The sequence below is a fragment of the Nocardia pseudovaccinii NBRC 100343 genome, from assembly GCF_001613225.1.
GTDB classification, from domain to species: domain Bacteria; phylum Actinomycetota; class Actinomycetes; order Mycobacteriales; family Mycobacteriaceae; genus Nocardia; species Nocardia pseudovaccinii.
Map to the genome: position 1 here is coordinate 1 of NZ_BDBY01000056.1, position 6,559 is coordinate 6,559.

The 6,559-nt window shown below is 66.3% G+C and carries 9 protein-coding genes and 1 pseudogene; 5 read left to right on the forward strand and 5 right to left on the reverse strand.

The window, feature by feature from the left end:
* Both NP3_RS07010 and NP3_RS48950 read left to right on the forward strand, forming a co-directional pair.
* On the forward strand, positions 1-864 hold an 864-nt coding region (locus NP3_RS07010; RefSeq protein WP_063038966.1), incomplete at its 5' end, for an oxygenase MpaB family protein.
* 260 nt (positions 865-1,124) lie between these two features.
* On the forward strand, positions 1,125-1,664 hold the full coding sequence (locus tag NP3_RS48950) for a hypothetical protein (protein WP_169814454.1): 540 nt from the start codon (positions 1,125-1,127) through the stop codon (positions 1,662-1,664).
* A 42-nt stretch (positions 1,665-1,706) separates the two neighbouring features.
* On the opposite strand, the pseudogene NP3_RS07015 reads toward NP3_RS48950, so the two are convergent.
* Positions 1,707-2,155, reverse strand: a pseudogene (locus NP3_RS07015) (IS110 family transposase); the annotation flags it as partial.
* A 134-nt stretch (positions 2,156-2,289) separates the two neighbouring features.
* Complete coding sequence (locus tag NP3_RS07020) at positions 2,290-2,535, reverse strand: DUF3017 domain-containing protein (protein WP_084508289.1); 246 nt, start codon at positions 2,533-2,535, stop codon at positions 2,290-2,292.
* 284 nt (positions 2,536-2,819) lie between these two features.
* Here NP3_RS07020 and NP3_RS07025 point away from each other — a divergent pair, with 284 nt between their 5' ends.
* Complete coding sequence (locus tag NP3_RS07025) at positions 2,820-3,371, forward strand: carboxymuconolactone decarboxylase family protein (RefSeq protein WP_063038968.1); 552 nt, start codon at positions 2,820-2,822, stop codon at positions 3,369-3,371.
* Here the strand turns inward: NP3_RS07025 and NP3_RS07030 are convergent.
* A complete protein-coding gene (locus NP3_RS07030) occupies positions 3,358-4,266 on the reverse strand; it encodes an SDR family oxidoreductase (RefSeq protein WP_063038969.1) in 909 nt (302 codons plus the stop codon). The two genes, NP3_RS07025 and NP3_RS07030, sit on opposite strands and share 14 nt — an antisense overlap.
* 112 nt (positions 4,267-4,378) lie before the next feature.
* Between NP3_RS07030 and NP3_RS07035 the strand changes: the two genes are divergently transcribed.
* Positions 4,379-4,966 carry a TetR/AcrR family transcriptional regulator gene (locus tag NP3_RS07035; protein ID WP_063038971.1) on the forward strand — a complete coding sequence of 196 codons (588 nt, stop codon included), beginning with the start codon at positions 4,379-4,381 and terminating at the stop codon, positions 4,964-4,966.
* 26 nt (positions 4,967-4,992) lie between these two features.
* Complete coding sequence (locus NP3_RS07040; RefSeq protein WP_063038973.1) at positions 4,993-5,457, forward strand: tRNA (cytidine(34)-2'-O)-methyltransferase; 465 nt, start codon at positions 4,993-4,995, stop codon at positions 5,455-5,457.
* A gap of 40 nt (positions 5,458-5,497) precedes the next feature.
* Here NP3_RS07040 and NP3_RS07045 read toward each other — a convergent pair whose 3' ends face one another.
* Both NP3_RS07045 and NP3_RS07050 read right to left on the reverse strand, forming a co-directional pair.
* Complete coding sequence (locus tag NP3_RS07045) at positions 5,498-5,728, reverse strand: DUF167 domain-containing protein (protein WP_040686756.1); 231 nt, start codon at positions 5,726-5,728, stop codon at positions 5,498-5,500.
* Positions 5,729-6,059: 331 nt separating this feature from the next.
* The gene (locus tag NP3_RS07050; RefSeq protein ID WP_063038977.1) at positions 6,060-6,266 is read right to left on the reverse strand and encodes a hypothetical protein; all 207 of its coding nucleotides are present in this window, start codon (positions 6,264-6,266) and stop codon (positions 6,060-6,062) included.
* Positions 6,267-6,559 lie beyond the last annotated feature (293 nt).

Here is a 6,559-nt window from a genome sequence, read left to right on the forward strand (position 1 = left end):
CCGACCGCCGTGATCGGCTTTCAGCGCGCGGTGGTCCTCGAGCACTTCGACCCGTTCCTGACCGCGGCAGTCGCCGATTCGCAGGGCATCTACGCCGACCCGCGCAGCCGACTGGACCACACCTTCGCCTACTTCCTGCTCGTCGCGATCGCCGACGGCCGCACAGCCATCCAGGCCTCGGAACATCTGATGCAGGTGCACGCGCCGATGACCGGCATCGAACCGATCAGCGGCCAGCGCTACAGCGCGAACAGTCCGGAAACCCAGCTGTGGATCCACATCACTGGATGGCATTCGGTGCTCAAGGCATACGAGGTCTTCGGTCCCGGCCCGCTCGCCCCGGAGGAAGAGGCGCGCTACTGGCGCGAGTGCGCGATCGCCGCCGAACTACAGACCTGCAAGCCGGAGGATGTGCCGCGCTCTCGCGAGGAGGTGCGCGCGTACTTCGCGAAGGTCCGCCCGAACCTGTGCACGTCCGAGCGTGCCGAGGAGGGCATGCACCACCTGCTGTGGACCTCGCCACGAAACGGCGCGGGCATCAGCTATGCCCTCGGCAGTCGGCTACTGTCCCTGGCTTCGGTTGCCACACTGCCGAAATGGATGCGCAAGCTCGGCCGCTTCGATCGCTGGGGAATCGTCGATCTGCTGGTCCGACCGGCCGCCAAGACGATCGTGTGGGGCAGCGCCGCATTCAATTCGTTCGGCCTGATCACCACCGCGCCGTTCATCGCACCGATGGCGGGTCAGATCCTGGAGCAGCACCTGAAGGGCGAGCCGCCGACACGACTGGAGACGATTACGCCGAGCGAGGCGCGACGGTTGTACGGCGGGCGTGGTCGGCGCGCGATAGCCGAGGTCGGCTAGCGCGGCTTCGATGCGAAGGGTGAGCCACCATTCGACTGCGCTCGATCGTACGCTGCCGTGTCGGTGGCCGGGTCGGCGGGCGCCGACGAAAGTTGTTGCGCCTCAGTCGACACCGAGCTCCGAGCGGTGGCGCATAAGGTTGACGTCGACCGATGGACGTCGCCTTGACTCGGAGTGTCGCCGATGTGCAGACTGGCCGACATCGCACCCGTCTCAGTGTGGCGGGCATTCCGGTTCATGGACGACATCGGGGGTAGACCATGCGTATTCATCGTGTCGTACCGATATTCGCGCTGCTCGGCGCGATGTTGATCGGTACTACGGCGTGCTCGGACGAGCCGACCGAGACCGCCCGGCCCGCGGCGTCCACGACCACCCTGCCACCGGCGCCGACCGTCCTCGGCCCGCTCGGCTTCGGCAAACTGCGGCTCGGGATGAGCCGGAGCGAGGCCGAGGCCACCGGTGAAATCGCGGCCTTCGACGACACCAACGATCCGCCCGGCTGCGGCCGCTATACCGCACGAGCGGGTTGGCAGGGTTTCACCAACAAGGGCGAGATAGTGGCGATCATGCCCGGCAAACTTCCGGTCCGCACGTCCGAAGGCATCGCTGTCGGTTCCACCGTCGACGAAGTGCGCGCGGCTTATCCCACGCTCGAGATCGGCTACAACTGGAGTTCCGCCGCGGTCCCTGGCCAATCGGCGCACTACGGCTTCCTCGGCATCTACCGGAATATGCCCGCCGATGCGAAGGTCACCCAGATCATGCTCTACAACGACCGGGACACCTGCCACAACTGATATGTAGGCCTGTTCTGTCAAGGGGCAGCTGAAAGCGGTCGAATACACAATCCCTTGCCGCAGAAGCAGTTCGACAATCGGTGCCGGGCCCGCATCAGATCACCGCGCGCGTCCTCGCGGGCACGGACCAGATCACGAGCCGCTTCCTGGGCCACGGTCGGCACCGCCACCGCCACGATCTCGCCCCGCCGTAATAGCCGCGCCAGATGCAGGGCGTCGCGGGCGTCGGTTTTGATCCGGTCCCCGGCAGGGCGTTGCAGTTTCGACGGAGCGGCCACGATGGTGGCGATCCCGGCCGCGGTCAAGGCCCGGTACAGGCCGAAGCCGGTCGGCCCGGCTTCGTAAACCACTCGGACCGGCCTCGCCAGGATCTGTCCCGGATCCGGGCACAACCGCTGTCGCTTCAGCTGCCCGGTCTCGTTGTCGATGGCACACGCCACCACCGATAACGCGTGCACATCCAGCCCGACACTCGTACGCTCGATACTCACCGGAGGCCCTCCTGACCTGCAAATGTAGCTCTACCGAAGTGAGTTTCACCCCGGCAACCCACGCGGTTTTGCAGAATCGAGGCCTCCGGCCCCCAATCTCAGTGGGCCTTCATACCGTCTAGCGCGGGGCGGCCTCAGCCGACGCCGAGCGTATTGATCGTGGCGGCAATGAAGACGATGGCGGTCCCGAGCAGGCTCAGTGCGGCGACATCGAACGGCTTGCTGCGCACGGCGAGCAGTCCGACCCGGGCGGTCGGCAGGCAGAGCCGGAAGGTGGCCGCGAGCAGGGCCGCACCGCCGAAGAACAGCGCGCCGCGGCGCCAGCGATCCCAAGCCACGAAGACGACCGCGAGCAGAATGACCGCCGTCACGACCAGCATGGGCAGGTGGCAGCGCAGGAATTGCGCACCCGGGCTGGTCCGGTCGGACTGCCGTTCGGCGGCAGACGAGTCAACGTCGGTCACGCCCCGATTCTTGCAGACGACATGCGGCCGCTCACACCAGTGCGACGCGGCCGCGTACTCACACGGCGAGCCTCGAGGCAGGGCTACTGCTCGGCAACAGATTTCACCGCTCGGCGGCGCACCCGCTCAGGGATTGCCTCCAACTACTACGCGGCGTAGTTTCAGGAGAAAGATTCATCCGGCACAAGGGGGTACGGACAATGCGAGCGCTTACCCGGATTCAGCACTACCTGCAAGCGGTCCAGCAGGCGAAGCGGAACCGATCCGACCTGTTCGGCTGGCTCGCCCGCCGACCGCAGATCCTTCTCGGCACGATCGGATACGAAACAGCGCTGCTGTTCAGCAACAGACTGGATCCGAAGCTCAAGGAACTGGCCGAACTGAAGACGGCCGGACTCGTGAATTGCGAATTCTGCCTGGATATCGGCTCGGCGCTGGCGCACTCCAGCGGACTCACCGAACAACAACTGCGCGACCTGCCGCGCTATCGCACCAGCGACGCCTACAGCGACCTGGAAAAACTCGTCATCTCGTTCGCCGAGGCGATGACCGCCACCCCGGCCATCGACCTCGCGGACCTGCGCACCGAATTGCTGACGCACCTGTCCAAAGGACAGTTCGCCGAACTGACGGCCAGCATCGCCTGGGAGAACCAGCGCGCCCGTCACAACCAGGGCCTTGGCGTGCGCCCTACCGGGATGGCCGAGGGCATGGCATGTGCCATCCCGGAGCGGGCCGCTAGCGAGGGTTGAAGTAATGGCCCTGGTCGAGATCCTCGATGAGGCCGGGGTGCGTCGGCTTCCAGGTGAGGAGTTCCCGGGTCCGCACGCTCGAGGTCGGATTGTCCAGCGCGACAAGGGGACCGAGGAAACCGAAGTGAGCGTCCGCCTGCTCCGGCGGGATGCTGATCACCGGCAGATCCAGATGGCGACCGATCGCTTCGGCGATCTCACGGAAGGGCACGCCTTCGTCGTCGACGGCATGTAACCGCGACCCAGCGGGTGCGGTTTCCAGCGCCAAGCGGTACAGGTGCGCGGCATCGAGTGTGTGTCCGGCGGGCCAGCGGTTGTTCCCGTCACCGACGTAGGTGGCGACGCCCTTGTCGCGGGCTATGGCGATCAAGATCGGGACGAAGCCGTAATGGTCGAGCGAACTGTGCACGGTCGGTGGCAGCCGGACGACAGCCGATCGAACACCGTGATCCGCGAGCGCGACCACCGCATTCTCAGCGTCGACCCGCGGCCCCGCATCGAGTGCGTCGGCCTCGGTGCCCGCGCGGGTCAGCCCGGCTGACGCGAGCGTGAGCGTGCCCGATGTGCCCACGAAGGGTTTGCCGGTGCCCGCGAGCGCAGCGCCGATCGTCTCGATGGCGCGCAGATCGGCCGCGATCGCTCCGGCGTAGTCGCCGGTCTGCATAGCTTCATGTTTGAAGGCCAGGTGGATGACGCCGTCGGCCGCGGCAGCGGCTGCGCGTAGGTTGTCGAGATCGTCGAGATCTCCGCGGTGCACGTCTGCACCGGCTTTTGCCACAGCGACGGCAGCTTCATTCGAGCGAGCCAAGCCGACGACCTCATGTCCGGCGTCGAGAAGTTCCGGGATGACCGCGGAGCCGATATGTCCCGATGCTCCGGTAATGAAAGTCCGCACGGAAGTACTCCAAGTCTCTTGATGCCCTCGCCTGCGCGAAGACAGTGATGTCAGTGACTGTCATCAAACGTACACGCGATGACAGTTGCTGTCATCAGATAAGATCCTGCACATGGGTCGATGGGAGCCTGATACGCGCGGTCGCCTCGAAAAATCGGCTCTGGAGCTGTATCGCGAGAACGGATTCGAGAGCACGACCGTCGCCGAGATCACCAAGCGTGCGGGGCTCACCGAGCGAACGTTCTTCCGGCATTTCGCGGATAAGCGCGAGGTCCTGTTCGCGGGGGCGAGCGCGCTCCAAGAGGCCCTCGTGCGCGGGGTGCACGACGCGCCCGCCGCCATGCCGCCGATCGAGGCGATCGCCACGGCGCTCACCGAGGTCGCCGAAACCGTATTCGAGCAGCGCCGCGAGTTCGCCTGGCACCGGCAAGCCGTTATCGCGGCCAATGCCGAACTTCGAGAGCGCGAGCTGATCAAGCTCGCAACGCTCGCCGCCGCGCTGGCCGAGGCGCTACGCGGGCGCGGCGTGACCGATCCGGCCGCGAGTCTGGCCGCCGAGGCCGGGATCGCCGTATTCAAGATCGCCTTCGAGAGCTGGGTCGACGGCGAGCGCACCCTGTCGCAACTCATCCGAGAATCCGTCGACGAACTGAAACTCGTGACCGGCGCGCAGGACCTGCCCGATGTCGTTCCGGGCTAGCTGGAGCGACCTGGTTGACTGCACGGGTGTTCCGTTTGATGTTTCACGAGCCCGCGATTCCCGGAAATACCGGCAATGCGATTCGACTTGTCGCGGGGACCGGGTGTGAGCTGCATCTGGTCGAGCCATTGGGTTTCGAGCTCTCGGAGGCGAAGTTGCGGCGGGCCGGATTGGATTACCACGATCTGGCCTCGGTGACGGTGCACAAGAACCTCACGGCGGCATGGGAAGCGGTGCGGCCCGAGCGCGTGTTCGCATTTACGACCCAGGCGAGCACGCGGTATACCGATGTGACCTACCGCGAGGGTGATGTTCTGCTATTCGGCACCGAACCGACGGGACTGCCGCCGGAGGTGCTCGACGATCCGCACATCACCGATCGACTGCGCATCCCGATGCTGCCCGGCCGCCGCTCGATGAACCTCTCCAATGCCGCCGCCGTCACCGTCTACGAGGCCTGGCGCCAGTTCGGATTTCCCGGCGCCGTGTGACCTTGTCGCTCAACCCGATTCGGCGACGGCGGCGCGGGGCTCAGAGGTCCAGCTCGAAGCGTTTGAAGCGGGAGGTTGCACCTGCGGCGAGGCGGACGGCGGATTTGGGTACGCCGTAGTGGTCGGCGAGGAGTTCGATGGCGGCCTTGTTGGCCTTCCCCTCCACGGCGGGGGCGCGGACGTACAGCTGCAGGGTGCCGTCATCGAGGGTTTCGACGAGTGGACCCTTACGGCTGTTCGGTTTGATCGTCGCCCGTACGACCGTCGGCACACGTATCTCCTATCGTCCCAGTGCCTTTCGCTGTACCAGCACCTTTTCCGGTCTCAGCGCCTGAACCAGTTCCCGCACCAGCACCGGTCCCGCACCAGCGCCAGTCCCGCACCAGCGCCAGCGCCAGCGCACCAGTGCCAGTCCCTGCACCAGTTCCCGCACCCGCGCCACTTCCCGGACCCCGCCACCGGTCTCAGCACCCGCACAGTCTCAGCACCGGCAGTCTGCCCGGTCCCTCTACCTGCACCGGTTCCCGCGCCAGTCCCAGCGCACCAGTGCCAGTCCCTGCACCAGTTCCCGCACCCGCGCCACTTCCCGGACCCGCACAGTCTCAGCACCGGCCCGGGTCCAAGTCCAGATCCCTACACGCACCAGTCCCCACGCCCGCGCCAGTCCCCAATCCCTGCACCAGTTCCCGCACCCGCGCCAGTTCCCGGACCCCGCCACCGGTCTCAGCACCCGCGCTAATCTTCAGTGCCTGCACCAGTTCCAGCACCCGCGCCAGTTCCCGCACCCGCGCCAGTCTCAGCACCCGCACAGTCTCAGCCTGCAGTACCGGCCCGGGTCCAGGTCCCCACACGCACCGGTCCCCGCGCTAATCTTCAGTGCCTGCACCAGTTCCAGCACCCGCGCCAGTTCCCGCACTCGCACCAGTCTCAGCACCCGCACAGTCTCAGCCTGCAGCACCGGCCCGGGTCCAGGTCCCCACACGCACCGGTCCCCGCGCCAGTCCCAGCACCCGCGCTAATCTTCAGTGCCTGCACCAGTTCCAGTGCCTGCACCGGTTCCAGTACTCGTGCCAGTCTCGGCACCTGCACCTGCACCTGCACC